The organism is Bradyrhizobium zhengyangense, assembly GCF_022012435.1.
GTDB classification, from domain to species: Bacteria; Pseudomonadota; Alphaproteobacteria; order Rhizobiales; family Xanthobacteraceae; genus Bradyrhizobium; species Bradyrhizobium zhengyangense.
The window spans coordinates 417951-443563 of record NZ_JAKLUA010000007.1 but is presented as its reverse complement, the minus strand read 5'-3'; the positions used below and the strand labels follow the sequence as shown (position 1 = coordinate 443563).

The 25613-nt window shown below is 64.6% G+C and carries 25 protein-coding genes and 1 tRNA gene; 10 read left to right on the top strand and 16 right to left on the bottom strand.

Going from position 1 to position 25613, the window contains the following annotated elements:
* Nucleotides 1-271: 271 nt before the first annotated feature.
* Nucleotides 272-925, bottom strand: coding sequence for a histidine phosphotransferase ChpT (gene chpT / locus L6637_RS23720; protein WP_237866058.1), 654 nt, complete (start codon nucleotides 923-925; stop codon nucleotides 272-274).
* Nucleotides 926-1142: 217 nt separating this feature from the next.
* On the opposite strand from chpT, the gene L6637_RS23715 reads away from it, so the two are divergent.
* Entirely contained in the window at nucleotides 1143-1970 is an 828-nt protein-coding gene (locus tag L6637_RS23715) for a 3'(2'),5'-bisphosphate nucleotidase CysQ family protein (RefSeq protein ID WP_237872132.1), read from the top strand.
* Here the strand turns inward: L6637_RS23715 and L6637_RS23710 are convergent.
* Complete coding sequence (locus L6637_RS23710; RefSeq protein ID WP_237866056.1) at nucleotides 1964-2449, bottom strand: YHS domain-containing (seleno)protein; 486 nt, start codon at nucleotides 2447-2449, stop codon at nucleotides 1964-1966. The genes L6637_RS23715 and L6637_RS23710 overlap by 7 nt on opposite strands.
* Before the next feature lie 141 nt (nucleotides 2450-2590).
* On the opposite strand from L6637_RS23710, the gene L6637_RS23705 reads away from it, so the two are divergent.
* The 3 genes from L6637_RS23705 (at nucleotide 2591) to L6637_RS23695 (ending at nucleotide 4848) form a co-directional block, all read left to right on the top strand.
* On the top strand, nucleotides 2591-3199 hold the full coding sequence (locus L6637_RS23705) for a DUF1134 domain-containing protein (RefSeq protein WP_237866055.1): 609 nt from the start codon (nucleotides 2591-2593) through the stop codon (nucleotides 3197-3199).
* A 119-nt stretch (nucleotides 3200-3318) separates the two neighbouring features.
* Nucleotides 3319-4614: a coiled-coil domain-containing protein gene (locus L6637_RS23700; protein ID WP_237872130.1), complete on the top strand. Its 1296-nt coding sequence runs from the start codon at nucleotides 3319-3321 to the stop codon at nucleotides 4612-4614.
* A gap of 159 nt (nucleotides 4615-4773) precedes the next feature.
* Nucleotides 4774-4848 (top strand) — tRNA-Val (locus L6637_RS23695).
* A 311-nt stretch (nucleotides 4849-5159) separates the two neighbouring features.
* Here L6637_RS23695 and L6637_RS23690 read toward each other — a convergent pair.
* The 5 genes from L6637_RS23690 to L6637_RS23670 form a co-directional block, all read right to left on the bottom strand.
* Nucleotides 5160-5312 (bottom strand): hypothetical protein, encoded by a 153-nt coding sequence (locus L6637_RS23690; RefSeq protein WP_237872128.1) that lies wholly within the window; start codon nucleotides 5310-5312, stop codon nucleotides 5160-5162.
* Entirely contained in the window at nucleotides 5282-6196 is a 915-nt protein-coding gene (locus L6637_RS23685; protein WP_237872126.1) for an alpha/beta hydrolase, read from the bottom strand. The genes L6637_RS23690 and L6637_RS23685 overlap by 31 nt, the downstream gene beginning before the upstream one ends.
* Nucleotides 6197-6287: 91 nt before the next feature.
* Nucleotides 6288-6770 (bottom strand): transcription elongation factor GreA, encoded by a 483-nt coding sequence (gene greA / locus L6637_RS23680; protein WP_237872124.1) that lies wholly within the window; start codon nucleotides 6768-6770, stop codon nucleotides 6288-6290.
* A 96-nt stretch (nucleotides 6771-6866) separates the two neighbouring features.
* Entirely contained in the window at nucleotides 6867-7373 is a 507-nt protein-coding gene (locus L6637_RS23675; RefSeq protein WP_237872122.1) for a hypothetical protein, read from the bottom strand.
* Nucleotides 7374-7526: 153 nt separating this feature from the next.
* Nucleotides 7527-7895, bottom strand: coding sequence for a hypothetical protein (locus L6637_RS23670; RefSeq protein ID WP_237872121.1), 369 nt, complete (start codon nucleotides 7893-7895; stop codon nucleotides 7527-7529).
* Between the two features lie 601 nt (nucleotides 7896-8496).
* Between L6637_RS23670 and L6637_RS23665 the strand changes: the two genes are divergently transcribed.
* Complete coding sequence (locus L6637_RS23665; protein ID WP_237872119.1) at nucleotides 8497-10038, top strand: peroxidase family protein; 1542 nt, start codon at nucleotides 8497-8499, stop codon at nucleotides 10036-10038.
* 168 nt (nucleotides 10039-10206) lie between these two features.
* On the opposite strand, the gene L6637_RS23660 is transcribed toward L6637_RS23665, so the two are convergent.
* The 8 genes from L6637_RS23660 to L6637_RS23625 form a co-directional block, all read right to left on the bottom strand.
* Nucleotides 10207-11148, bottom strand: coding sequence for a DUF4432 family protein (locus tag L6637_RS23660; RefSeq protein WP_237872117.1), 942 nt, complete (start codon nucleotides 11146-11148; stop codon nucleotides 10207-10209).
* A complete protein-coding gene (locus L6637_RS23655; protein WP_237872115.1) occupies nucleotides 11148-12686 on the bottom strand; it encodes a sulfatase in 1539 nt (512 codons plus the stop codon). Before L6637_RS23655 ends, L6637_RS23660 begins: the two co-directional genes overlap by 1 nt.
* A 24-nt stretch (nucleotides 12687-12710) precedes the next feature.
* Nucleotides 12711-13541: a carbohydrate ABC transporter permease gene (locus tag L6637_RS23650; RefSeq protein WP_237872113.1), complete on the bottom strand. Its 831-nt coding sequence runs from the start codon at nucleotides 13539-13541 to the stop codon at nucleotides 12711-12713.
* Nucleotides 13538-14509: a carbohydrate ABC transporter permease gene (locus L6637_RS23645; RefSeq protein ID WP_237872111.1), complete on the bottom strand. Its 972-nt coding sequence runs from the start codon at nucleotides 14507-14509 to the stop codon at nucleotides 13538-13540. The genes L6637_RS23650 and L6637_RS23645 overlap by 4 nt, the downstream gene beginning before the upstream one ends.
* 8 nt (nucleotides 14510-14517) lie before the next feature.
* Nucleotides 14518-15876: an extracellular solute-binding protein gene (locus L6637_RS23640; protein ID WP_237872109.1), complete on the bottom strand. Its 1359-nt coding sequence runs from the start codon at nucleotides 15874-15876 to the stop codon at nucleotides 14518-14520.
* 108 nt (nucleotides 15877-15984) lie between these two features.
* The gene (locus tag L6637_RS23635; protein ID WP_237872107.1) at nucleotides 15985-16905 is read right to left on the bottom strand and encodes a LysR family transcriptional regulator; all 921 of its coding nucleotides are present in this window, start codon (nucleotides 16903-16905) and stop codon (nucleotides 15985-15987) included.
* Nucleotides 16906-17011: 106 nt separating this feature from the next.
* On the bottom strand, nucleotides 17012-17530 hold the full coding sequence (locus tag L6637_RS23630) for a hypothetical protein (protein WP_237872105.1): 519 nt from the start codon (nucleotides 17528-17530) through the stop codon (nucleotides 17012-17014).
* Between the two features lie 38 nt (nucleotides 17531-17568).
* Nucleotides 17569-19116 (bottom strand): acetolactate synthase large subunit, encoded by a 1548-nt coding sequence (locus L6637_RS23625; RefSeq protein WP_237872103.1) that lies wholly within the window; start codon nucleotides 19114-19116, stop codon nucleotides 17569-17571.
* Between the two features lie 325 nt (nucleotides 19117-19441).
* On the opposite strand from L6637_RS23625, the gene L6637_RS23620 reads away from it, so the two are divergent.
* Together L6637_RS23620 and L6637_RS23615 are read left to right on the top strand one after the other, a co-directional pair.
* A complete protein-coding gene (locus L6637_RS23620; protein ID WP_377803112.1) occupies nucleotides 19442-19939 on the top strand; it encodes a L,D-transpeptidase in 498 nt (165 codons plus the stop codon).
* Between the two features lie 206 nt (nucleotides 19940-20145).
* Nucleotides 20146-20961: a DUF2927 domain-containing protein gene (locus tag L6637_RS23615; RefSeq protein WP_237872101.1), complete on the top strand. Its 816-nt coding sequence runs from the start codon at nucleotides 20146-20148 to the stop codon at nucleotides 20959-20961.
* A 39-nt stretch (nucleotides 20962-21000) separates the two neighbouring features.
* On the opposite strand, the gene L6637_RS23610 is transcribed toward L6637_RS23615, so the two are convergent.
* A complete protein-coding gene (locus tag L6637_RS23610; RefSeq protein ID WP_237872099.1) occupies nucleotides 21001-22128 on the bottom strand; it encodes a threonine synthase in 1128 nt (375 codons plus the stop codon).
* A gap of 293 nt (nucleotides 22129-22421) precedes the next feature.
* On the opposite strand from L6637_RS23610, the gene L6637_RS23605 reads away from it, so the two are divergent.
* The 3 genes from L6637_RS23605 to upp are packed head-to-tail and all read left to right on the top strand — an operon-like array spanning nucleotide 22422 to nucleotide 25608.
* Nucleotides 22422-23678: a GTP cyclohydrolase II gene (locus L6637_RS23605; RefSeq protein WP_237866031.1), complete on the top strand. Its 1257-nt coding sequence runs from the start codon at nucleotides 22422-22424 to the stop codon at nucleotides 23676-23678.
* Between the two features lie 7 nt (nucleotides 23679-23685).
* On the top strand, nucleotides 23686-24924 hold the full coding sequence (locus L6637_RS23600) for a URC4/urg3 family protein (protein ID WP_237872143.1): 1239 nt from the start codon (nucleotides 23686-23688) through the stop codon (nucleotides 24922-24924).
* A 54-nt stretch (nucleotides 24925-24978) separates the two neighbouring features.
* The gene (gene upp / locus L6637_RS23595) at nucleotides 24979-25608 is read left to right on the top strand and encodes a uracil phosphoribosyltransferase (protein WP_237866030.1); all 630 of its coding nucleotides are present in this window, start codon (nucleotides 24979-24981) and stop codon (nucleotides 25606-25608) included.
* Nucleotides 25609-25613: the final 5 nt, after the last annotated feature.

Below are 25613 nucleotides of genomic sequence, written 5' to 3'. Positions count from 1 at the left end.
CTTCACCAGCTGATTGTCGACGGTGTCCAGGCTCTCGCTGGTCTCCGTCAGAAACTCCCGCAACAGATCATCCATGAAAACAGGCCTTCATACAGGGAGGGCGCGCACGAGACGTGATGCGCCAGATCGGAATGGGGCCAGCTTCACCGCAAAGCGTTTAATATTGGTTGAGTATGTGCAAAAGAACGGAACCAACAAAGAGATAAGGCGCTCCGGACAAGCCGAAGCGCCTCGTAAAGGATAGATTAACGTCTAAGGGCGATACGCGCGTTTACGAAGCGGTAACGATGACGGCTTCGCCCTCCAGCTTGAGCGTCACGGTGAGCCCGCAGGCCTGCGCCAGTAGCCGCGTGTAATAAGGCTGGATCGCGTGAGCGTCGGCTGCCGGGCCACGCTCGCCGCTCAGCAGCTCGGAGATGTTCTGCGGCAGGCGCGCGTTGTGTCCGGTCGCGGTGATGCGGAAGCTCATCGTCTCGCCTTCGCCGATCGCATCGACTGTCAGCATGCCGCCGCGCGGGATCGTGTGCTGGGAGACGACCAGCATATTGAGCAGCAGCTTGACGCGATTCTTCGGCAGCAGCAGTCGCGGCAGATTCCACGTGATCGTGCACTTGCCGTCCTCGATGTGGCCCTTGGCCATGGTCTGGGCATCGCCGAGGTCGATCTGCGCGCCGGAGGAGCCGGCCGCGCCGAAGGCGAGACGACAGAATTGCAGGCGGGCGGAGGCGGTCTTGGCACTCTTGCGGATCAGGTCGAGCGCGAATTCGCGATCCTCGGGCTTGGGATCGTCATCGAGCACTTCAAGCCCATTGACGATGGCGCCGACCGGGCTGATGAGATCATGACAGACCCGCGAGCACAAAAGGGCCGCGAGTTCGAGCATATCGGGAGCAGAAGCGGTAGCGGGTGACGGAGCGTCAGACATAAAGGGTTCCTGGAATTGCACGGCGCGGACGCGGCGAATCACGCATGGCTTGGACTGTCGCTGCGGGTTCTATCATTCGCCAGCCCGTGGCAGGAAGCTTGCGATAGGCTCGAAGCGGCCATAAGGGACACGGGCGAATCACGTGAAGAGGGGCAAGACTTGCCACAAGACTTGCCACAAGACTTGCCGATGAACAGGACTTGCCGATGAATGAGGCATGCAGGTGAGGATCATCGACGGCGAGGCCGCTGACCGGCTGATGGAGCCCCTGACCGCGCTGGTGGTGCAGGCCGGCGAGGCGATCCTTGGCGTCAATCGCTCTGCGATGCGGGTCGATGGCAAGCAGGACGGCTCGCCTGTTACCGAGGCCGACCTTGCCGCCGACCGGATCATTGCCGAGGGCCTCGCCCGGCTCGCGAACGACGTGCCGACGCTGTCGGAAGAGCGGACCCATCTCGCCTCGCCGCCATTTCGCGGCAGCTTCTTCCTGATCGATCCACTCGACGGCACCAAGGAATTCGTCGCCGGCCGCGACGAATTCACCGTCAACCTCGCTCTGATCACTGAGGGCGTGCCGCTGCTCGGAATCGTCAGCGCGCCCGCGCTCGGGGTGCTCTGGCGCGGCATCGTCGGCCGCGGCGCCCAGCGCGTGACATTTGCCGGCACCACCATCGGCGCCGCCGAGCCGATCCGGACCCGCAAGCTGCCCGGGCATGGCGAGCCCTGGATCGCGGCGGTGAGCCGTTCGCACGGCGACCCCAAAAGCGAAGCTTTCATCGACAACAGGCCCAACGCCGTCAGAAAGACCTGTGGCTCGGCCGTGAAGTTCGGTCGGATCGCGGAGGGCAGTGCCGACATCTACCCCCGCTTCGGGCCGACTTGTGAATGGGACGTGGGAGCGGGCTGCGCGGTGGTGACCGCGGCCGGCGGCAAGGTCACCGACGGCAAAGGCGGCGAAATCAGGTTCGGCGAACGGGGCGACACCGGTTTCATCATCCCTGATTTCATCGCCTGGGGCGACGCCGAAGCGGTAGCGACCTACTGACTGAGCTTGTCCTGCAGCGCCGGCCAGCGCTTGCCCACCTCATACAGGAAGCGTTCGGGGTCGGCGGCGAAGGCGTCGCGATTATGTTCCCGGCTGAACAGATAAAGCCGCTGTGCCGAGATCACGAAGAAGCGGGGATTGCCGGCGACGGTGACGCCGCGGGCGATGTCGACGGGATCATAGCCGCCGAACTGCGGTCCATAGATCTCGGGATGGGACAGGAACTCCGCCCGGTTGCCCTCATTGCGGAAGCGCCAGACCGCGCCCCAGAGATTGGCCTCGAACTCCGCCGTCCCCTGCTCGGCTCCGCCATCGACGAAATAGGCCACGGGGTCGAAGCCCTCGATGGCGACGCCGGAGAAGCGATTGACGACGATGCGCTCGGTGGTGGCAGCCCGTGCAGGCAACCAGGACAGGCCGAGCCAAATGCCCGCCAACAGGCAGACCAGACGGCCGATCAAGGCAATTCCGGGGCGCAAAGGGCTATCTTCCTGCCGTTGTGCCGTCATAGTTGCTGCGGATAACATCCGAGTCGAGGGGACATCCGGCGCAACCTAGAGCCGTGCCTAATAGCATCAGGTTAAGGGAAGCGGACCGGGATCGATACCAGGGGTTCTTTTATGACTTTCGCATCACGCCTTGCCGCAGTGGCGCTCATCGCGCTGGCTGGCTGGACCGTGCCGGTCTCCGCCCAGACGGCCGCGCCGCCGCCGGACCTGCCGCCGCCGCAGCGGACCCCGACTCCCAATACCTACGGTCCGGACGAGCTTGTCACCGCCGGCCATCGCTTCTTCGGCAATGTCTCGCGCGGGCTCGCCTCGATCATCGAGAAGGCGGTCAGCCAATGGGGCCTGCCGAACGGCTACATCCTCGGCGAGGAAGGCTCCGGCGCCTTCGTCGCTGGCCTGCGCTACGGCGAAGGCACGCTCTACACCAAGAACGCCGGCGACCTGCGCGTCTACTGGCAGGGCCCCTCGCTCGGTTTCGACTGGGGCGGTGACGGCGCGCGCACCATGACGCTGGTCTACAACCTGCCCGCCACCAACGCGATCTACCAGCGCTTCGCCGGCATCGACGGCTCGGCCTACATCATCGGCGGCTTCGGCATGACGGCGCTCACCGCCAACAACATCGTGCTGGTGCCGATCCGCTCCGGCCTGGGCTTACGCCTCGGCGCCAATATCGGCTATCTCAAATATACGCCGCGGGCGACCTGGAACCCGTTCTAGGGTTCTCTCCTCCGATCCAGTTGAGGATTCACGTTAACAACAGGGCGGGGCTGGCTTTTTGCCGGCCCGCCATGCATTGTCTTTGGTAAATTTTTCCTTGTCTGTCGGAGCTCTGAACCATGGTCGAACCGATCATGTACCTGGCGATCGGTTTCCTGCTGTCGATGCTGTGCGGGCTTGCCATCGTGCCGCTGGTGCATAACCGCGCGGTGCGCCTGACCACGCGACGGCTCGAGGCGGCGACGCCCTTGTCGATGGCGGAGATCCAGGCCGACAAGGACCAGCTCCGCGCCGAGTTCGCCATGTCGGCGCGCCGGCTGGAGATGAGCGTCGACCAGCTCAAGAACAAGACCACGAGCCAGCTTGCCGAGCTCGGCAAAAAAAGCGACGCCATCAACCGCATGAAGATCGAGCTCGGTGAGAAGAACGCGACGATCTTCGCGCTCGAGGCGCGCGAGAAAGCGGTGAAGGAACAGCTGCGCGCCACCGAGGAGGAGTTCAACGCCAAGACCGAGGCGCTGCGCGAGGCCGAGATCGCGCTGAGCAACAAGCAGGGCGAGCTCGCCAAGATCAACTCCGAACTGTCGGACCGCTCGATGATGGCGGAGACCCGCCAGGTCGAGCTGGTCGCGGTGCGGGCTCAGATCGAGGAATTGAAGAACCGCGTCGGCGATGCCGAGAAGGAATTTGCCGCGACGCAGGCCCGCCTGACGCAGGAGCGCTCGGAATCGGAGACCGTCTCGCGCGAGCTCGGCGACGCGCGTGGCCGCGTCGAGAGCCTGAGCCAGCGCGTCACCGACCTCGATCGCCAGCTGATCGTGCAGGTCAAGGAAGCCGAGATGCTGTCGGGGCGCGTCGCCGACCTCGAAGGCCGCCTCGCCACCCAGGGCAAGCTGCTCGCCGAGCGCGACTATGAGAACAACCAGCTGCGCCAGACCAACGAGGGCTCCGAGCGCACCATCAAGGAGCTGCGTGTCGAGATCGCCGCATTGAGCGGCGGCAAATCGTCGGCCGCGATGGAGACGCTGCGCAACGAGAAGGCCGCGCTGGAAGAACAGCTGCGCACCGCCCGCGACGAGCGCGCAAAGCTCCAGCGCGACATCAATGCGATCCAGCAGCAGGCCGAGAGCTCCTGGGCGACCGAGCGCATGGAGAACGCGCTGTTGCGCGAGCGCATCAACGACATCGCCGCCGAAGTGGCAAAACTCGCGATGCAGCTCGAGGGCCCGAACTCGCCGATCGAGGCGCTGCTTGCGGCCGAGGCCGGCCAGCCGCCGAAGCCCGCGCCGCGCCCGGCCAACGGCGTCGCCAGCAATGGCGCAGCAAGCCCCCTCCCCGAGGGCGGCGGAACGCTGGCCGAGCGCATCCGCGCGCTCCAGGCCCACGCCTCCCGTGCCCGCCAGCAGGGCGCGTAAGCGGCCTGAAATCCGGCCCCGCCGCCGATTTGAGCAACCGAGATAAGGTTTTCCGGCCCCAAGCCGCCTGAAAACTTGACACTGATAGCCCGCACTTCTAAATCGCGGGCTCCGATGCGCCGGCCGGCCGAAAAGTCCGGCCGCCTGCATGATGGTCCCGGGCGCATAGCTCAGCGGGAGAGCGTTCCCTTCACACGGGAGAGGTCCAAGGTTCGATCCCTTGTGCGCCCACCACGCTTCGCCAAAAGGCTCCGCGTGGCGCAGCCAGGCCCAATGATGGCGAAGCGTGTCCGGCGTAGCGCGAAGAGCGTAGACGGACTGGGGCGTCTTTGCTCCCGCTCCGTCAAAACGTCAAAACAACCCCATGCACAGTAGCCGGCCTCGGTCGGCTTAACGAGGCCTGCGAATTTTCCGAAATCCACTTGCTCCGTCGGGCAAAACAGAAGCATGATGGCACCATGCCTGCCGCGTGTTGAACTGCCTGGCGATCGGGCCCGCCCTTCTCAGGCCGGCATCCTCGCAATTCGACGTTGGATAGCCGAGCCCTAATCCTTCCGGCCTTCATCGAAAAAAGCCTGAACAGCCTCGAACAATTTGAGGCGGTTCTTCTCCATGAGGATGGAATGCGTTCCCTCGGCGAGCTGGACGTAGCGCTTGCCGGGCGAGTTCACCAGAAGCGGGAAGAGCGTTTGCGCCATGTAGGCGGCGTATCCTTGTCCCATTCGGCATGGACCAGCAGCGTCGGCACTGTGATCTTCGCCGGATCGTAATAGGCTTTGCCGTCGCCAAAATATTGCTGGCTGTCCTGGACCACACCGTTCGGCGCACGCAGGACGGGAGGCGTCATTGCGGCGCCGACGGGATCAGTGGCAAAGGTTGCGTCGGCCCAGGCATCGAACCATCCCGCCGGGATGAGGTCTGCCTTCTTGTCGTCGGCTACCCCAGTGTACCACCTCTCCTTGGCTTGCGCTCTCGTGACCGTGCGGTAGGCGCCGAGCTTGCCTGGACCCGCCTGCACCAAGGATGCGGTCTGCCGTATCCACGCTGGCGCGTACAGCACCAGGCGTTCGACCTTCGATGCGTTTCGAACCGTGTAGGTCGCCATGAGCGTCGTGCCCCACGACCAGCCCAGCAGATTGACACGCGCAATGTTGCGGCGCTGCAAGACGTAATCCACCACCGAACCGATGTCCTTGACGGCGGTCTCTCCCGTCACGATCGGCGAGTTGGCTTCGGGCTTGTCCGCCATCTCCGCAGGACGCGTCGACTTGCCGTAACCGCGCAGGTCCAGCAGCCAAACGTCATAGCCGCGCGATGCGATGTACTCCATCCATGACTGACCATCGAGCTTGAGATCGAAGGCCGTCTCGGACGGGTAGGTGGCCCCGTGGACATAGATGATCGTCTGCTCGGGCCTGAAGGTCGTCATGTTGGCAGGCCGCTTGTTGCGGACGTAGATCTCGATGCCGGGATCGCTCGCCTTGACCATGGCCTCTTCGGTCACAAGCATATTCGATTGAGCGAGCGCAGAGCTGCCGAAGACAACAGTGGCGAGAATACCAAACAGCGGCGATGCCTGCATGTCCTGCCCCTCCTCCTTGTACCCGACCGGTCCAGCGCGATCGTTGGCCGAAGCTTAGCGTCGAACGGTTGCGGTTCAAGCGGGGATGGACCTACGCGATCGCCAAAATCTCGATCTCCTGCGCGCCCGCTCCCACGACGTCACCGACCGCCTTCCCCATCAGCGACTTCGCGACCGGCGCGACGAACGAGATCGAGCCCGCCTTCGGATCGGCTTCGTCCTCGCCGACGATGCGGTAGGTCTGCACGCGGCCGTCGGCGCGGCTGAAGGTCACGGTGCTGCCGAAGGCGACCGTGTCGTTCGACGCTGGACGGCCGATGAGTTGCGCGGTGCGCAACCGTTCGCCGAAATATCTGATATCGCGCAACGGCACCGCCGACTGCCGGCGCTTTTCGTTGACATCGTCGATGGCCTGCGCGGCCTCATAGGCTTCGCGCGCTTGATGGAGCTGCGACTGCAAGGCCTGCAGGCCTGCCTCCGTCACGAGGTTCGGATGCGGCGAGATCGGGCGATCCGGCAGCAACGTCTCGGAGGCGGTTTCAGCGCTTTCTTCCTTGGTAAAGGCAACGCTCAATTCGAAAATCCTGTCGAACAGTTTTGCAGTGACACCGCGCCTTGACGCCACGGTCCACCGAAGCGAACCGCGCCCGGCCGGCCGCGATCGTCCCGACTATATCTCAAGTTCGACGAAACGACGGAGCTTGAAGACGAGGTCGGGCAGGGCCTGGCGGAACCGCGTCGCGTTCTGGAAATTGGTCGAGAACGGGGCGAAGGTAATCATCGCGTTCCAGTGCCTGTAACCATAGACCGTGACCGAGACGCCTGAGGAGGGAAACCCCTCGATCTTCCTGAGCTCGCCGAGCACGAGATCGGCGATCGCTTCGGCCGGCAAAAGCCGCTTGCCGTCAGGCGTCAGGGACTGAGTCGCAGGCGCGACCGGCTTCGCGGGCGCCGCCGCCTCATCGGAGGCGCCGTTGGATGTGCCATTGGATACGTTCTGGAGCTTCGGCGACTCCGCTTCGGGAATCTCGGGGACCCCAGCGGCTGGCCCCGGTGCCGGCGCGGCCGGAAGGAAGTCGGCAAGCGGAGGCGGGCTCGCCGCCTCTGCGCGCTTGTTGCCGCCCAGGATGCTGCTGATCATCGCCACAAGGCCAGCATCCTTCGCGTCGTCACTCATCTGATCATCCCCCCTCGCCCTGGCCTACTGTAACACCGGTACAGGAGGCCGCCACTGGGGCCGCGGATCAGATCACGCCATCACGCCTGCATGGCTCCCGTCCGGTTCCACCGCGGCGCGAGGCGGGTGCACATCGCGCCGCAGTGCAATCCGTCACTGCTTATCGAACGGAATATATTGCTGGTACTCCTTCGGTACCGAGTTGCGATAGCGCGCCGGAACGGTGCCGCTGTCGACCGAATGATCGATCTCCTGCTGCCGCGTCATCTTCTTCTTGGCCGGCTTCTTCTCGGCACTCTTCTTTGCGCCGGCCGGCGGGGTTGACGTGTCGGTGGCAGCCGGCGTGGACGTCGCAGCCGGCGCAGTGGTCGCAGTCGGTGCCGTGTTGGCGGCCGGCGGCGTGGTGGCCGCAGCCGCCGGCGGTGTGGTCCCCGCGGCGGGCGCGCTCTGCGCCAGCGCGAGTGGTGTTTGGATGATGAGCGCCAGCGCAGCGGTCGCAGCCAGCAGATATGATCTTTGCATCACAACCTCCAAAATGTCTGATCCCCAATATGGGAAGCGTAGTCCCGCAGGATCGACGCGTGCAAGTGCTCCGAAGATAGGCGGGACCACGGCTGCAAACTGTGGCCGGGATCACATTGCCAGGATGGTTTGGCCAAGACGGTTTGGCCAAGACGGTTTGACCAAGATGCCTCGCCGCATCATGAACCCTTGGCGAAGGCGACGCACGCTCCGGCACCAGGACACAAACGACAATGTGTCGGAACAGCCCGGGAAACCGTGACCGTCGACGCGGCAGCACATCCACACAAATACAATTTTTACGCGAACACAGAGTTCGCTTCGTCAATCGCTTTGCCTGATAGGTCGTCGAAGCTGACATTGCTTCGAACCGCCGATGGCGATGACGAGAATGTTATTCGGCATCTGCGTCGGAAAAATTTGCAAAGCACATCCGCAGCTTGCTCGCAATGCTCGCCGCCGGAACCGCATCGACGCTGCGCAATGTGTGAAGCAGCGCATTGCGACGTCAAATTCCGCGATCTAGCCTCGCCTGCATATTTCATGACGAACAACCTTAACTTTAGTTACTTGCCGTCGTAACTTTTCATGGAGGTACTTTATGAGCAGTCGTCACGCCACTCCGCCCCGCGGTCTCAACGCCACCCGTTCGCCACTGTCACAAGGCCGTTTTGGCCGCATGTTTCGCACCCTGACGCCGGCAACGTTCGGCCCGAACGAGGCCGACAACATTGCCAATCTCTCCGCCCTCGCCGACAACATGGTCGGCGATTTTGATCCACCCAAGGACGGCCCCGACGCCGAGGAGAGCGCAATTCCTGCGCTCTACACTTATTTCGGCCAGTTCGTCGATCACGACATTACCTTCGATCCGGTGAGCTCGCTGGCCAAGCAGCAGGATCCCGACGGGCTCATCGATTTCCGCACGCCGTCGTTTGATCTGGACAATCTTTACGGGCGCGGGCCGAACGACCAGCCCTACATGTACGACAGCAACGGCAAATTTCTCCTCGGCGATCCCTTGACCGGCACCGGCGTTTCCAACGCCCTCGACCTGCCGCGTTTCAAGGGCCGCGCACTGATCGGCGATCCCCGCAACGACGAGAACAGCATCGTCTCGCAGTTCCAGGGGCTGATGCTGCGCTTCCACAACCGCATGGTCGACGACAACGACAGCCTCTCCTTCCAGGACGTGCAACAGCGTGTCCGCTTCCACTACCAATATGTCGTGCTCAACGACTTCATGCCGCGCATCGTCAATGCCGCCGTGCTGAACGATCTCAAGTCCGGCGGCCGCTACGATCACAGCAAGCTCGCCTATTATCACTGGAAGAATTATCCCTACATGCCGGTCGAGTTTTCGGTCGCGGCCTACCGGCTCGGTCATTCCATGATCCGGCCCGGCTATCGGCTCAATGACGCCGACAACATGCTGTTGCAGATCTTCCCCGACCCCAACAACCCCGACAACAACGCGCTGACCGGCTTCCGTTCGATGGGCCCGGGACGCGCCATCGACTGGGGCCGTTTCATCGACGTCGACACGCGCGCCTATGGCGTCGAGGGCGACGGCACCAATCCTGATAACAAGCGGCGGCTCCAGCTTGCCTACCGCATCGACACCTCGCTGGTCGATCCGCTGCGCAAACTGCCGCCGGAAATCGCCTCCAACCCGGCATCGCTGGCGCTGCGCAATCTCGAACGCGGCTGGCGGCTTGGCCTGCCCTCGGGCCAGGCCGTCGCCAAAGCGATGCACCAGACGCCGCTGACCGACGAGCAGATCATCGTCGGCCGCGCCGTCGACACTCCCGGTGATGGCGACCCGCAGGTTCCGATCGCGTCGATCGCGAACGGCGCATTCAAAGGCAATTGCCCGCTCTGGACCTACATCCTCGCGGAAGCGCGCCAGTTCGCCACAAAGGTCGCGCCCCCCGCCACCGGCGCACCGGCGGCTGGAATCACGACGCCACAGCTCGGCCCGGTCGGCGGCCGCATCGTCGCCGAAGTCTTCCTCGGCATGATGTTCGGCGATGCCTCCTCGGTGCTGTCGCTCGACCCGAACTGGGCGCCGGTGACAGGTCCCGATTTCAAGCTGAAGGATCTCGTGACCTACGCGCTCGGTGGCGGCGCTCCGCTGCATTGAGCTGGCAGGGGTTGAGGACGCAAAGGGCCGCTCGCGCCAAGCGGGCGGCTCTGTTGCTCACCTATCGCCCGACGGAGCAGACCGGTCTAGAGGGCATTCGGGTGGGAGCTGCGGCACACAGTGAAGCCTAAATCCCCCACCCGAGTCCCGTTGAAGCAAACGCCGCCGTTAGACCTTCATCTCGAACGCGATGTCCAACGCGTAAGCGCGGCTCTCGCCTGGCATCAGCACCGCTTCGGTTCCATTCACCTTGGCGCTTGTGCAGGGCTCGATCGCCAGCACGCAGGCATGCGGCCGCAGATCGTGCCAGAGCTGAAGATGCGGAAGAGTCCTGACATCGAATCTGACGGCAATCTCCAGCGTTCCCTGTTGCGTCGGTGTCGCGAGCCTGCAGACGGCGGAGGCGCCGTCTCCATCGGCGGGAAAGCTGACGGATTCGGACAACAGCGAGACATCAGGCAGCGCCGCGACCTCGAGCAACTGTCGTGAACCAAGGGTCACGGATGATCCCGGCGCGAGCGCCGGGTAGCCGAAATTGAAGTGATAAAGGCTTGCCTGCGGCGTGGGCTCGTTCGAAAGGTTGGTCACCTCGTCGCGAATTCGCAGCAGATTGCCGCCGATCGGCGCCTCGAGCCGGCGCCTGAGACGCAGCGCCTCTCCGCCAAACCGGAACTGTATCACCTCGCCCTCGCAGAACAGCACGGGCTCACTTCGGTTCCAGTCTTCGCCATGCGCAGTCACGCGCGCCGGCGTGAACGGCAGGCGGCCGTGCATGGGATGACCGGGCACCGGTTGGCGAAAATGATCGAGGCCGCAAGTGACGAGGAATCCTGAATTGGTGCGGCTGTAGCCGCGCCCGCCCTCCTCCTCCGGATGGTGCAGATGCGGACTGCGAAATCCCGCCATGCTCTGCCAGGCGACCGGCATGCCCCTCCACCAGAGCGGCCCGATGTCGAGCGAGCGATCGGCAAGCGCCCAGAAGTCGAGGCCGCCACCATTCGAGAAGGCAAGCGCGGCGACACCGCGCTCCACGCCGTCATCGAGCACGACGCGCCGGACGCTCGCGAATTGCCTGAGATCGCCGACCTTGGCGCGCAGATCCCCGGCCATCACGAGGACATCTCGCGTTGGGCTGCCGGTTCCGGCAAGTCGAGCCTGCCGAAGGCTTCGGGCGGAGCCTCGTTGGCCGCCATCAGACGCGCCATCAGTGCCACAAGGCGCGCCTCCTGCGCCGCGTTCGTCACGGGCTGCTGTTGGCCTGGATCCTTCGCAAGGTCATACAGCCGCGTGTCGTTCTCGAGCAGCGCGCCCGGGCCGTAATTGAAATACATCGGCGAGCGCTCGATCACAGGGACCTTGAGCAGCTTTGCACCCTTGGTGAACGGGAAGCCGTCCGACAGCGATGCGCCGGCGAGCTCCTCCGGCAGGAACGGCGAGCGGATATGAGTCGGCATCACCGTGTACTGGAAGATCTCCTGCGTCTTCAGGTCGGCGGGAAAGCGATGATAAGTGTAGTGGCCATCGGTGATGTTCACGGCGCCGCCGAAATAGCCGAACAGCGCCGCCTCCCGTAATGGCCTGGCGGAATGCGCAGCCTTCAGGATCGAGTGCCCCTCCATCTCGGGCGGTGGCGCCACGTCGAAGAGATCGAGGAATGTCGGCGCGAGATCGATGGACTGGGTGAGGACTCCGCTTCGCGCGCCGGGTTGCGGGCGTCGTGGATCGTGCACGAACAACGGAATGTGCACGATCTCTTCATAGAGGTTCATGCGGTTCTTGGCCCAGAAATCGTGTTCGCCGAGCAGGAAACCGTGGTCGGTGGTGACGACGAGGGCGGTGTCCTTCCACATGTCGCGGCGGTCGAAATCGTCGAGCAACTGCCCGAGCAGGAAGTCGCACATCGACACGACAGCATAATAGTTTGCGCGCAATTCCTCGCATTCGGCCGGGAGCTCGTCGACCCGGCCATAACGCGGCCAGTCGCGGATCGGCCCGTTCCAGCCGCTGTCGAACGGCGCCTTGAACCTGACAGGCGCGTGGAACGGCTCATGCGGATCGAAGGTCTCGAGCTGGAGCAACCAGTTGTCGGCGTCGTAATTGCGGTCGAGGAAGTCGAAGGCGTGCGCGAAGCATTGCACCGACGGGAAGTCCTTCTCCTCCTTGATGAACTCGCGGTTGATGATGTTCTGCGAGTGGTACTTGCGCCGGTCGGTGGTGAACTGGCGCGCGTGATACATCTCGCGCAGCCGCTCCCAATGCGGCTGGACCATCGCCTTCCAGGGGTCGCCCTCCTGGCCGCGCACGAACTCGTAACTGTCGTAGCGATTGTGATAGGTCGCGCCGCCGTCCTCCCAATAGTGGAAGTGATCGGTGATGAGGTGGCTGTAGACGCCGGCGTGATGCAGGAGCTCCGGCATCGCGTTGTCGAACGGCTCGAGCGGGCCCCAGCTTCGGTGCAGGAAGCTCAGCCGGCCGGTGAGGAGATCGCGCCGCGCCGGCATGCAGGGCAGGCTGCCGACATAATGGCGATCGAAGGTCAGCGTCTTCGCGGCAAGGCGATCGAAGTTCGGTGTCGGAATTCGCTTGCCGCCATAGGCGCCGAGCAGATGGCGGTTGAGGGAATCAAAAAGAACGAAGACCGTCTTCATGGCATTTCCTTCGTTGATCGCGTCTTATTTCACGGCGCCTTGGGTGAGACCCGCCACGATGTAGCGCTGGCCGATGATGAGCAGCACGAGTGCGGGCAGGATCGACAGCGCGGCGGCGGCCGCCATCTGCGTGTAGAGAATCTCGTAGTCCTGGGCGAATTTGGCGATCGCGACCGGCACGGTTGCGGTCTGTTTCATGGTCAGCGTCAGGGCGACGCCGAAATCGTTCCAGCTGAACACGAACGTCAGGATGCCGGTCGCGGCGAGGCCCGGCGCGATGATCGGCAGGACGATCCGCCACAGCAGGACCGGCGTCGTGGCGCCGTCCAGCCGGGCGGCTTCCTCGAGCTCGACCGGCACGTCGCGCACGAACACCCCCATCAGCCACAGCGCCATCGGCAAATTGAGCACGGTGTGCGCGAGCACCACGGCGGTCAGCGTGTTGTCGAGGCCGACCGTGCGCATGATGGTGAACCAGGCGCTCGCCAGCGCCAGCGCCGGGAACATGTGAAACACCAGCGCCCAGCCGAGGAAGATGTGCACGAACCAGCGCGGCCAGGACATCCGGTTGAGCGACCATGCGGCGAGCGTGGCGGCGACGAGGCAGATCAGCGTGCTCAGCGTGCCGACGACGAGCGAGTTGCGGTAGTTGACGAGAAAGTCCGAGGTCTTGGAGAACAGCACCTCATTGAAATTCTTCAGGACCGGCGAGAACCAGAACGCGCCTGACAGCAGCGAGATCTGGGTGCGGAATCCGGCGGCGACGACCCAGACCACGGGGATGAGCACAAGCAGGGCCGCCGCGATCAGCAGGGCATGAACGATCAACGAGCGTGCTCTCGGAGACGTCGTCATTTCGCGGCTCCCATCCGTCCGCGCGCCGCAAGAGCGGCCGACAGCAGAATGCAGGTCATGAAGATGATCGCGACCGACATCGCCGAGCCGTATCCGGTCTGGTCCTCGCGGAAGAAGCGCTGATAGAGCGTGAAGCTCATGACCTGGGTCGACGTGCCCGGCCCGCCGCCGGTGAGCAGATAGACTTCGTCGAAGACCTTGAAGGCGAGCACGAGGCGGAACGCGAACGTGACCATGATGGTCGGCAGCATCATCGGCAGCGTGACATATGTCAGCTCCTGCCAGCCGGAGGCGCCATCGATCTTGGCGGCCTCGTAGACATCCTGCGGCAGCGACTGCAGGCCGGCGAGGAACAGCAGGAAGCAGAACGGCGTCCAGTGCCAGATGTCGACGAAAATCACCGAAGCCAGCGCCGTGTTGGCCGAGCCGAGCCAGTTGAGCGGATCGATCCCGACCAGCGCGATCGCCTGATTGACCAGGCCGAAATCGAAATTGAGCAGGAGCTTCCAGATCGCGCCGACGACGATGCCGGGAACCAGGATCGGCAGGATGAAGATGGTGCGATAGAGCAGCCGGCCGCGCGTGACGCCGGTGCAAAGCAGCGCAAGCACGAAGCCGCACAGCATCTGGCCGCCGACGGCAAACAGCGCGAACAGGATCGTGTTGAGAATGCCGGCGCGGAACAGCGTGTCACCGGCAAGCGCGCGATAGTTGTTCAGGCCTGCGGCGGCGAAGCTCGAATGTCCGCCGCTCCAGCTCACGGTGAAGAAGCTGGTCGCGAACAGATTGACCAGCGGCAGCACGCTGAGCGCCAGCAACAGAAGGAGTGCCGGCGACAGCGTCAGCCAGCGCCACACCCGCTCATCGAGGCCGCGCTGGAAGTCGGCCGCAGCCGGCTGGCCTGCCGGGGCGGATGGTTCTGCCACCACCGCAGCCATTTGCGCGGCGGCGCTCGCCGATGGCTTCATCTCTAGCCTCAGAGCAATGCGGGCAGTTTGCCGGTATTGTAGCTGCGCTTCGACATCACGCCAAAGATCTGCTCGGCCATGCTGTTGAGTGCCTGGACCGAGGTCGAGTTGCCGGCGACAGCCTGGTTGAGGCCAAGCTCGAGGATCGAGATCACCTCGCTCGCTTCCGGGAACTGATAGATGTTGACCGCGTGCGGCAGGGCCTCGCCGAGTGGCTTCATCCAGCGATAGCGGCGTTCCTGGGCGATCGGATCGCGATAGCTTGCGGCGCTGACCGGAATGCCGCCGACCTTGGTATAGGCGAGCTGGGCCTCCCTGGTCTGGAACCAGCGCAGGAATTCCAGCGCGCTGCGCTTGCGATCATCAGGCACGTTGCGTGCGATGCCGCCCAGCCAATGACCAAGGCCGGGACCGGTCGAGAAGCCCTCCGCATGCGGTGTGACCGCGAACTCCACCTTGTCGACCACGGCGGATTTGTCAGGATCGTCCATCTGCGACCATGCCGACACCACCACCATGATGTGCGCGGCCTTGCCGGTCAGCATGTTCTGGATCACCTCGGCCTGCTCCAGCGAGGCGGTCTGCGGATGACCGGCTTCCTTGGCGATCCGCAAATAATAGTCGAGCGCGGTACGGCCGGCCTCGTTGTTGAGCGTGACCGTGTAGTCGCCGGCGGCCTGGTTCTTGAAGATGCCGCCACCGAAGCCGTAGAGATAGGGATAGAAATCGTAGCTGACGGTCGCCGGGCCGCGGGCGCCGCGCTGGACGATGCCGTAGCGGCTCGGCGGCTTGTGCAGCTTCTTTGCGTTGGCTTCGAGCTCGGCGAACGTCTCGGGCGCCTTCAGGCCCGCCTCCTTGTAGAGATCGCCGCGATAATAGAGCAGCGGGATCAGCGGCGAGATCGGCACCGACATCAGCTTGCCGGAGGCCGACATCGTCTTCTTGTCGGCATCGAAATAGACGGTGTTGTCGAGCGTGTAGACGTCGGGATCGAGCTTGAAGGACGGATCGATCGCTGCGATCGGCTCGACGAAACCGCCGAAATACATTTCGGCGACCCATCCGGAATTCATGATCAGCAGGTCGTACTGGCCGTTCGCGGCACGCACGGAGTTGCGCTGCTTCTCCAGCGATCCCGCAAAGGGATTGACGTCGAGCTCGACGTGGTTGCCGGTTTCCTTCTCGTAGAGCTCGACCGTCTTGCGGAAGCTGTCGAACCAGGGCGACTGGTTGATCACGATGGTCATCGGCGCGACCTTGGCCGCCGCCGCGTATCGCCACGGCGCAGCGAACCCCAGCGCAGCCGCGCCACCCGCACCCACGACCTGACGGCGCGTCAGGCCACGCTTCCCGCTCTGTCCCGGCATCTCAATCCTCCCCGCGTTTCGGCCGATTCCGGCTCTCTCAGGGGCCAAGCAAAACAGGATTCAGGTATTCTTACAAAGAGATAATCGTGTCGTAGGTATAGACAAAAGCTATGGCTTACCCTTGCGGCCGGCCGTCTCGGCGGCGCAAACGGCCTTGAGCGCATCGATGATCCCCGCGGCCGCCGGCGAGACCCAGCCGTCCTTGCGCGTGATGATTCCGGCATCGCGCGTCAGCGCAAGCTCGGGAACATTGAGCATGACGAGGCCGTCGCCCTCCGGCGTCTGCAGCGTCTTCGACACGGTGGTGGCGAGCGCATCGGAGTGCCGGAGGACGTTGAGTTGAAGCGCGACCGACCCGCTTTCGAGCATGCTTTTCGGCGGCGCCAGATCATTGGCGACGAACAGCGAGTCGAGCCGGCGATGGGCCCGCGTCGCATGCGGTGGCTTGATCCAGGGATATTGCAACAGATCGCTCATGCTGACCCGCCTTCGCTGGGTCAGCGGATGACCGCGGCGGCAACAGACGCCGAGCCGATCGGATGTCAGTGTCAGCGTCTCGAACTCGCGCTGGTCCTCGGGCGAGGGAATCTCGGCGACGACGAAGTCGAGCTCGCCTTGCCTCAGCGCACGGAGCAACGACTCGTCGAAACCGGCGTCGACGCGAACGCGGATCAGCGGATGCGCCGAGAACGTGCGCGCGAGTGCCGCCGGGAGATATCGTCGCAGCCAAGTCGGGCCGGCGCCGATCAAGACTGTTCCGACGGCGCCGGAACGCTGCGCGGCAATCTCCTGCCCCGCATCCTTCATCTGGACGTGCACGGCCTCGGCGTGTCGCAGCAGCGTGGTCCCGAACGATGTCAGCGCTACGCCACGTGGCAATCGCTCGAACAATTTGACCCCGAGTTGCTCCTCGAGCAGCCTGATGCTTTTGGTCAGGGTCGGCTGGGCAATGTTCAGATCGGCTGCGGCAAGCGATATGTTCTTGCGCTGCGCGACGCGCAGGAAATATTCGAGCTGTCGGAAATCCATCGCTGCATGTACCCCGAACGAATCGCCGCTTTCATATTTCCATTGTGCAAGGCCAGGCGGGACGACTTCCGCTTATCCCCAAAATCCGACGCTTACGGGCAAGCCGCTAATGCATAGCCCCAAGGCCGCTCTCCGCAAGCCGGCCTGCGAACCAGAGCGTCTGCGGCTGGTCAACACCGCCGCTGACATAGACCTCCGACGTCGTCACGCCGTGCTTGTCCAACACCAGGAGCACGCCGATCCAATAGGCGAACCAGATGTGCGGATCGGTCAGCGCCATCAGCTTGTGCTGGTCGTGGTCCAGTGGCGTGTGATTGCTGGCCTTGCGGATCTCGACGGTCAGCAGATTGTTCGGGATCTCGCGCTGGTGCACGACGACGTCAGGATAGATCGACTTGCCGAGATGATCGTCAGTCGAGATGATGCTGCCGTGCGGCAGATGCAGCGTGCGCTCGCCGAGGCGGTCGTAGTTGCAGTCGACGGCCCAGCCTGAAAAATGCTGCTCGAGATAGACGGCGAAGCGGTGCGTGATGGCACGTTCGCCGACGTCCTTCTCGAACAGGAATTTCTCGTGGGCATAGAACTCCCTGAGCGCCGCGATCACCTTGTTCAGCTCGGTCTGCATCGTGCCTCCGGGCCCTCGGCGCTCTGGGTTGGTATGCCCTACATCTGCACTTCGATCAGCCGCGGCCCGGGCTCGGCGACGGCCTCCGCCAGCGCCTTGTTGAACTCGTCGGCATTGGTGACGGCGCGGCCGGGCACGCCCATGCCCTTGGCCAGCGCGACGAAATCGAGCGTCGGACGGTCGAGGCGGAGCATGTCGTTGGCGCGCTGACCGGGCTCGCCGGCGCCGACATTGTCGAACTCGCCGCGCAGGATCTGGTAGATGCGGTTCGCGAACACGATGGTGACGATGTTGAGGTTCTCGCGGGCCTGGGTCCACAGCGACTGGATCGTGTACATCGCGCTGCCGTCGCCGACCATGGTGATGACCTTGCGGTCCGGGCAGGCGATCGCGGCGCCGATCGACAGCGGGGTCGAGAAGCCGATCGAGCCGCCCATGTTCTGCAGCCAGTCGTGCGGCGCGGCGGCGGCCGTCGGCGGGAAGAAGCCGCGGCCGGTGGTGAGGGACTCGTCGACCATGATCGCGTTCTCGGGGATCGCACAGGCAATCGCCTGCGCGATCGAGGCGAAGGTGAGCGGGCCAGTCGGCTTGACCAGTTCCTGCAGCGCCTGGGGCTTGACGTCCCTGGCGCTGGCCTTCACGGCGCCGGCGAGCGCCTCCAGCGCCGCCACCGAATTCTCGCCCCAGGAGGTCATGCGGTGGACCTCGCAGCCCTCCGGCTTGAGCATGCTCGGCTTGTTCGGATAGGCGAAGAACGCCACGGGATCGTCGGACTCGACCAGTACGATGTGACGGAACTTTGCCAGCATCGGCAGCGCGTTCTCGATCACATAATGGATGCGGTCGATCGAATAGCGGCCGCGGCCACGCGCCATCTTGGGGCGGAAGGTCGGGCCCATCACGGTGCAGCCGGTCTTGCCGGCGATGCGCTCGGCCAGCGCCAGGCCGTGCTCGCTGAGCGCGCTGCCGGTCATCAGCAGCAATGTGCCCTCGCCGTCGCCGTGCAGGATTTTTGCGGCCCGATCGACCGCCTGCGGCGAATAGCTGGCGCGCTGCTGCTCCGCCGGCACCTCGGCGATGCCGTCGGCCTCGTTCCAGGCGGTGTCGGCCGGCAGGATCAAAGTCGCGATCTGCGGCGGGGCGCTTTTGGCGGCGGCAATCGCGGCGGCGCCGTCGGCGGCGACCGCTTTGGAATTCGGCGAGGTCCGGACCCAGGACGACATCGGCCGGGCCAGGCCCTCGATGTCGGAGGTCAGCGGCGCGTTGTAGTCGATGTGGTAGACGGCATGCTGGCCGACGATGTTGACGATGCCGGAATTCGCCTTCTTGGCGTTGTGCAGATTGGCAAGGCCGTTGGCGAGGCCGGGGCCGAGATGCAGCAGGGTCGAGGCCGGCGTGCCCTTCATGCGGAAATAACCGTCGGCGGCACCCGTCACCACGCCTTCGAACAGGCCGAGCACGCAACGCATGCCGGGCACGCGGTCGAGCGCCGCGACAAAATGCATCTCGGAGGTGCCCGGGTTGGTGAAGCAGACGTCCACCCCGCCCTTGACCATCGTCCGCACCAGGCTTTCCGCACCGTTCATCCCAACACTCCCGCAGGCCATTTCCGACGTTCCGTCGGATCATCATTGTTCGCTCGGCCCGTCAAAGCAATAGCGGCCATTGCGGCCCTGTCCCGCGCCGCGATGTGCGGGTTTGGCTAATAGTGTTTTGAGGCGGTTTCCGATTTGCTAACGGCAACCACCGGGCCTCACGCGGCCGTGGCTTGCGAAATGCCGGCAAATATGGCCTGTGTTCGTCATTGAATCGATTTTTTTGCTGGGGGAATGAATGATCCGGTTTCTTGCCGCAACTGTCGCCACCATGGTGGCCGTGACGATCGGAGCGAGCAGCGCATCCGCCGCGGGGATGGTGGACTTCACGGGCACCAGCTCCACCGGCTATCTCGGTGGCGGCGCGAGCCCGATCCCCCGCGCCACCGTCATGTATAACGGCAATTATGCCCCCGGCACGATCGTGGTGAACACCGCCGAGCGCCGGTTGTATCTCGTCCTCGAGAACGGCCAGGCCCTGCGCTATGGCATCGGCGTCGGCCGCGACGGCTTCCGCTGGGGCGGGGTGCACAAGATCACCGCCAAGAAGGAATGGCCGGAGTGGACGCCCCCGTCGCAGATGATCGCCCGCCGGCCGGACCTGCCGCGCCACATGAAGGGTGGCATCGAGAACCCGCTCGGCGCGCGCGCGATGTATCTGGGATCGACCCTCTACCGCATCCACGGCTCCAACGAGCCGGAGACGATCGGTCAGGCGGTGTCCTCGGGCTGCTTCCGCATGACCAATGACGACGTCACCGACCTCTACGGCCGCGTTGGCGTCGGCACCACCGTGGTTGTGCTGAACAACTAGCGCCCAGGCGGGCTCCCGTAGCTCTCGTAGGGCGGGCAAAGGCGCACTTGCGCCGTGCCCACCATCACCCTCGATCGCGAAAATGCGTGGGGCACGCTTCGCTTGCCCACCCTACGGCACCGTGGCTGAAAGCGACCGGAACCTGCCCGGCCGCGTGAATTTGCGGACTTGTGCGCACGACGCGAATACGGCAGCGTTGCGCGACGATGAGCGCATTGGTCCTGCCCGCGCCTGCCCTACGCTTCGCCCTGCTGACGCTCGCAGCGCTCGCATGTGTGCCCGACATCGTCCCCAAGGCGGCGGCCGGCGAATTGCCGGCGATCGCCTCACGCCAGCGCAGCGAGAAGAAGAGCTTTACCGACGCCGAAATCGTCGACGGCTTTTTCAAGACCGCGTTCGGCGCCGAATATCACCTCGCCGGCCGCGTCGATCGTATCCGCAAGTTCGACGGGCCAGTGCGCGTATTCGCCGAGACCGATCGCGCCGACCGCAAGGCGCAGCTCGCAAAGGTCGTGGCCGACATCGGCAAGCGCGTGCAGCATCTCGACATCGCCATGACCGATACCAGCGAGGCGGCCAATGTGCGGGTAAAGCTGGTGCGCGACCGCGACCTCTACCGCACCATTACGAGCTTCTACGGCGCGGAGAAGGCGCGCGAGATCCGCACCTCGCTCGATCCGCAATGCCTGTCCGGCTTCCGCAAGAACGAGCAATTCGAGATCGAGCATTCCGACGTCATCCTCACCGTCGACGTCAGCGACTTCACCTTCCTCGACTGCGCCTATGAGGAGGTGCTGCAATCGCTCGGTCCCATCAACGACACTGCGAGCGTGCCGTGGACCATGTTCAACGACAATGTGTCGATGGGCTATTTCGACGTCTACGACCAGTACATCCTCAATGTGCTCTACGATCCCCGCATCAAGGCCGGCATGACCGTGCCGGAGGTGAGAGCGGCGCTGCCCGAGGTGCTCGCGGACGTGCGGGCCTGGGTGAAGCAGGTGAATGATCTGAAGGAGTGAGGTGAGCCCGCTCGCAATGACGGAGCAAGTTGCAGCGTCCTACTGCACCAGATCGGCCACTGTGGTCGCGGCCTTCAGCCCGGTGCCGGTGAGGACCGCAACCGTTGTCTCATTCGCCTTGATGGCGCCGGTGGCGGCGAGTTTCTCCAGTGCCGCGGCCGCGCTGGCGCTGGTGGGTTCGGCGAACAGGCCCTGCCGCGCGAGGCGGCGCAGGGCGGCGACGATCTCGTCCTCGGTGAGCGCCACCGTGCCGCCGCCGCTCTCGCGCAAGGCGGCGATGATTTCGCGCAACCGCAACGGATGCTTGATCGCCGTGCCCTCGGCGATGGTCTTGCTCACCTCGCGCGCAACTGATGTATCGACGCCGGCCTTGAAGCTGGCATCGATCGGCGAGCAGTTGAGCGGCTGGGCCGCGAACAGGCGCGGCAGCTTTGCGATCTGCCCCGCCTTCAAGAGCTCGCGGAAGCCGAAAGCACAGCCAAGCAGGCTGCTGCCCGCACCGACGGGAACGATGACATTGTCGGGCGCACGAAAGCCGAGATCTTCCCAGATCTCATAGGCGAGCGATTTCGTGCCTTCGAGAAAGAACGGCTGCCAATTGTGGCTGGCGTAAAAGGTCTGGCGCGATTGCCTGATGGCTTCGGCCTCCGACTCCTCGCGCGGACCCTCGACCAGCTGCACCTCGGCGCCATAAGCGCGCACCTGCGCGATCTTGGCCGGCGAGGTCGAAGCCGGCGCCAGGATCTTCACGCGCATGCCGCCGGCGGCGCCAAGCCCCGCCATCGACGAACCGCCATTGCCGGAGGAATCCTCCAGAATGGCATTGATGCCGATCTGCCGGAGGAAGGACAGCATCACCGCCGAGCCGCGGTCCTTGAAGCTGCCGGTCGGGTTGAACCATTCGAGCTTGAAGAGAGGCCGCAAATCGCCCCAGCCCTGCTGCACCAGCGGCGTGCAGCCGGTGCCGAGCGAAATCGGATCCTTGATCTCCACCGGCAACGCCGCCCGGTAGCGCCACAGCGAGCGCGTGCCGCTGTCGATGTCGGCGCGCGAGATCCCTGCCCCCGGTGTCACCAGCAGCGGCGTTTGCTCGTCGGAGCACCAGCGCGGCTCGAGAAGCGGATAGAGCTTTCCATTGCGGGGATCGATGTAGCTGGCGGCGGACATGGTGTTCTCCGGGGGGCAGAGCCGATCCGGTCGATATGTCCGAATATGCAGGTTTTATCCAGTCGCCGGACGCGCCCCTTCAAAAATTTGAACAATTACATAGATATAGGGCGTGTTCTGACGCCCTCCGCCGGTACGGACCGGCGGCGCGACCAGCCGCTCCGCACGATTAACTTGTCTGTCGCCAAGGGCCGCTACAATATGATGGATTGCGTCGCCGGGCTCTGCTCCGGCAGCGCTGATAAGCCAGGCCCGTCCGAGCGGCGGGCCGTTGGCTTTTTGGGAGTTTGGCCATGAGCCGCGCGAATCGTACTGAGCATATCCGCCTCACCTCTCATCCGGAGCCGGGCAAGAAAGCCGCGTACCCGATTCACTGGGGCGCAGGCGATGCGCGCGCCCGCGGGCCGATCATCGGCACGGTGTCGCGCGCCGGGGATCGCAACGTGATCGGCAGCCACGGTGGCTCCTATGCCATGTACCGTGCGCTCGCGGTCTCCGCCGGCGCGCTCGATCCGATCAGGCGCCCCGATCTCACCAACACGTTCCCCGCCGCGACCATCGGACCGTTCGAGCAATGGCGCGATCCCGCAAAGATCGTCGCGCTCGATCCCTGGGGCCATCTGGTCGCCGAGAACTTCGGCAAGGACATTGCCGAGGGTGTCGACATCCGCCCCAGCATCGCAGTGACGCGCGCACGGCTCGACCTGCCCGAGATTCGCGAGGCGTTGGCCGCCAAGCGCCTGCGCGCCGATGGCGAGGTCGTGCATGCCAATGGCAGCGTCTCGGTGGTGAAGATCGCGATCGATCCGGTCTGGTACCTGCCCGGCCTTGCCGAGCGTTTCAAGACCAACGAGACCGAGCTGCGCCGCACGCTGTTCGAGCAGACCGCCGGCATGTTCCCCGAGCTGGTGACGCGCCCGGACCTGAAAGTGTTCCTGCCGCCGATCGGCGGCACCACGGTGTACATGTTCGGCGATGTGACCAAGCTGCCGGATCATCGCACCAAGATCACCTGCCGCGTGCATGACGAGTGCAACGGCTCCGACGTGTTCGGCTCCGACATCTGCACCTGCCGGCCTTATCTCATCCACGGCATCGAGGAATCCGCGCGCGGCGCGCAGGAGGGCGGGCTCGGGCTCGTCGTCTACAACCGCAAGGAAGGCCGCGCGCTCGGCGAAGTCACCAAATTCCTGGTCTACAATGCGCGCAAGCGCCAGGAGGATGGCGACGCAGCCGCCGCCTATTTCGAACGCACCGAATGCGTCGCCGGTGTCCAGGACGCGCGCTTCCAGCAATTGATGCCGGATACGATCCACTGGCTCGGCCTCAAGCGCATCGACCGCTTCCTGTCGATGAGCGACATGAAATACGACGCGCTGACCTCGCAAGGCATCGACATCGTCGAGCGCGTGCCGATCCCGCCGGAGCTGATCCCGGCCGACGCCTATGTCGAGATCGCCGCCAAGAAGGCCGCCGGCTATTACTCGACCGACATCGCGCCGGAGAAGGACGTCGATGGCGTGGTCGGACGTTCGCTGGAAAAATACTGATCTCGTGATGGCGGAGGCCTCAGAACAAGAAGCACGCGCCTTGCTGTCCGCAAAGGCGGTTCGCGCGCGTGCCGTCCAAATGCTCGACATTGGCCTGCGGGGCGGGCTCAGGCATTTCACCGTCGACCTCGATCGGATGGATGGCGTTGCGGAGGCCGTGCTGGCGGTGACGCGAAAGACCTACCCGACGCTCGACATTCCCTTCCACGCGCGCTGGCGGCATTTTGTGTTCGGCGGTGTCGACCGCTGGGCGCAATTGGCCGACGCAGCCGTGTGGCCTGATCGCGCCGCGCGGGCGCGCGCGGAGTTCGACCTTGCCATCGTCAGCGTGCTGCTCGATGCCGGCGCTGGCGCAACGTGGCGATACCGTGATGCGGTGACGGGACAAGGTATCGGTCGCTCCGAGGGGCTGGCACTCGCAAGCCTCGACATGTTTGCGGGCGGGCTGTTTTCGCGCGATGCGCGCGCGCCGTTCAGGGTCGATGCCGATGTCCTGGCAAAGCTACCGCTCCCGGCACTGACGTCGGCCTTCCAGGCAAGCGATGCCAATCCGCTGCTCGGCCTGGAGGGACGCACCGACCTGCTGCAACGTCTGGGCCGGCTGGTGGCCGCACGCGCCGAGATTTTTGGCATGCACGACACGCCGCGGCCGGGCGGGTTGTTCGACCACATCGCCGCGCGGGCTGTGGATGGCACCATCCCCGCGCCTGCGATCCTGTCCGCGGTGCTGAACCAGCTTGGACCGATCTGGCCGTCGCGGCTCGAACTCGCCGGCGTCCCGCTCGGCGATTGCTGGCGACATCCGGCGATCAGGGCCGACGATGCGACCGCCGGCCTCGTGCCGCTGCACAAGCTGTCGCAATGGCTGAGCTATTCGCTGATCGAGCCGCTACAGCGCGCAGGCTTCGATGTCACCGATATCGATGGCCTCACCGGCCTTGCCGAATATCGCAATGGCGGCCTGTTCGTCGATCACGGGGTGCTGCGCCTGCGCAATACCGCGGACGCCGAGCGTCCACATGCGGTGGATTCGCTGCTCGTCGTCGAGTGGCGCGCGCTCACCGTCGCGCTGCTCGACCGCGCTGCAGATCTCGTTCGCGCCAAGCTCGGCCGCACGCCGCAGTCGCTGCCGCTCGCCAGCATCCTGGAAGGCGGCACCTGGGCCGCCGGCCGGGCCATCGCCTTTGCGCGCCGTCCCGATGGCTCCCCGCCGCTCAAGGTGATCAGCGACGGCACTGTGTTTTAAACCACCATAGTTGCCCTGCCGAACTGACTTGATGAATTTCAGGAGCATCCGATCATGGAAGGCGTCACGATCGTCGATCATCCGCTGGTGCAGCACAAGCTGACCCTGGTGCGGGACAAATCGATCTCGACAAAGTCGTTCCGCGAGCTGATCAAGGAGATCGGCATGCTGCTCTGCTACGAGGTGACGCGCGACTTGCCGCTCACCGACACCATGATCGAGACGCCGCTGGCGACGATGCACTCGGCCAAGATCGCCGGCAAGAAGCTGGTGTTCGTGCCGATGCTGCGCGCCGGCACCACCTTCGTCGACGGCATGATGGACCTGGTGCCGACCGCGCGCGTCGCCCATATCGGGCTCTATCGCGAACCCGAGAGCTTTGCCGCAGTCGAGTATTTCTTCAAATCGCCGTCGGATCTCAGCGAGCGCCTCGCCATCGTGGTGACGCCTGTCGTCGCCACCGCCAACACGGCCGTGGCCGCAGTCGACCGGCTGAAGGAGCGCGGCGCCAAGGACATTCGCCTCGCCTGCCTGATCGCAGCACCCGAAGGCCTCGAGCGCCTGCGCGGCTTGCATCCCGACGTGCACATCTGGACGGCGGCAGTGGATGAAGGCCTCGACGAGAACGGCTTTATCCTGCCGGGCCTCGGCGATGCCGGCGACCGCGCCTACGGGACGCGATAGTCGCG